The sequence below is a fragment of the Candidatus Eisenbacteria bacterium genome, from assembly GCA_035712145.1.
In the GTDB taxonomy this organism is placed as follows: Bacteria; Eisenbacteria; RBG-16-71-46; order RBG-16-71-46; family RBG-16-71-46; genus DASTBI01.
The window spans coordinates 1-1,588 of record DASTBI010000053.1; the positions used below are offsets into that span (position 1 = coordinate 1).

Genomic DNA, 1,588 nt, shown 5'->3' on the forward strand with positions numbered 1-1,588 from the left:
CACGAGGCCGCCAGGTTGAGGAAGCAGTAGAGCGTGCCGACGCAGTTGAGCACCGCGTGGCTTCCGGCGACGAGCCACATATTGGGGTAGGCGACGTACATGGCGGCGAAGCCGAGCCCGGCGAGGAAGGTGATCGCCACCGAGAACAGCGGGTCCGGATAGATGACGTGCATCCACGCGCAGGGTTTTAAGGGAGCGTAGATCGCCTATCTCCGTCGGCGGTGGAACGGCCGGCGGAGCGGGGCGATGGGGCTGCGGTGGGTGCAAGCGTTGCGGCAGCGAGGAGCACGTCAAGAACGGCTTCATGAAGGGCCTGCAGCGCTACCGCTGCAAGGCCTGCGGGCTGAACTTCACCGACACGCCGCCGCGCGGCATGCCGCTGCGGGTCAAGGTCACCGCCGTGCTGCTCTACCTGAGCGGGCTGTCGATGAACCGCACCGCCAAGCTGCTCGGCGTGTCCACGCCCAGCGTGATGACCTGGATCGAGCAGTTCGCCGAAGCGTACGCGCAAAAGCCCGAGCCGGAAGGCCGGGCGGTCGTGGTCGAGCTGGACGAGATGTGGCACTTCCTGAAAAAAAGCGGAACAAGCTCTGGGTCTGGAAGGCTCGGGATCGTGCTTCAGGCCGCGTGGTTGACTGGGAGTGCGGCGGTCGTGACGCCGGCACCTTGAGCCGGCTGCTCGAGCGCGTGGAGCGCCGGAACCCTCGTCTCTACTGCACCGACGACTGGGCGGCGTACGCCGAGCTGATCCCGCAAGGGCGGCTGTTCGTCGGCAAGGAGGAGACGCACGGCATCGAGCGGGACCATTCCCGCCAGCGGCACTGGCTGGCCCGGTTCCGCCGCCGCACCTGCGTCGTGTCCAAGGCCAAGCGGATGGTGGACGCCTCTATCGCGCTCTTCGTCCGCTTCGGTGACAGCGCCGGGATCACCGAACTCATGTCTATGCTGGCCTAAGACCCTGATGATGCGATGGAGGCGGCCCTAACCACAACCCCGGATCGCTTCTGGTGTTTCAATAACGGAATAACAATCCTTCGCCGCGGGGCGACTAGAACGCCCCTTGACGGTAGATCAACAAGCTGGGGTGTGTTCGAATGCGATGGCGTCAGCGTCGTGAACGGCGCCCAGGCCGTCGGAGTCGTTTGGGAAGTAGCTAGGGGGCGTCCGGCCTGCTTTTCGGGCTCGGATGCCAAAGTTCATGTTCGCCTAATCTCGCTTGAGCGTTGCCCGCCAGATTTTGACCTGGACCTGACGACTGCCACTAGAGCGGAATCCTACCAGTCTGGATCGTAGCCGGCGGCGGTGAAGTAGTTGGCGCACTCGTTCGGGGTGAAGGTTTCGACGAGGCGGCCGATGGCGGCCCAGAGGCCGTCGACCGTGCGCTCGGCGGCCTTGCGCAGAAGCGCCTTGAGCTTGGCGAAAGCGTTCTCGATCGGGTTGAAGTCCGGGCTGTAGGGCGGGAGGAAGCGCAGGCTGGCGCCCGCGGCCTCGATCAGGGCGCGGGTCTTCGCACCCTTGTGGCTCGAAAGATTGTGGCGTTTTTATACTTGACGGCACCAGCGGGAATGGTATCCTCTCGGCTCACGGG

General features: G+C 64.9%; 2 pseudogenes. One reads left to right on the plus strand and one right to left on the minus strand.

Going from position 1 to position 1,588, the window contains the following annotated elements:
* Nucleotides 1–304 precede the first annotated feature (304 nt).
* Nucleotides 305–954, plus strand: a pseudogene (locus VFQ05_03075) (IS1 family transposase).
* A gap of 320 nt (nt 955–1,274) precedes the next feature.
* Here the strand turns inward: VFQ05_03075 and VFQ05_03080 are convergent.
* Nucleotides 1,275–1,532, minus strand: a pseudogene (locus VFQ05_03080) (transposase).
* Nucleotides 1,533–1,588 lie beyond the last annotated feature (56 nt).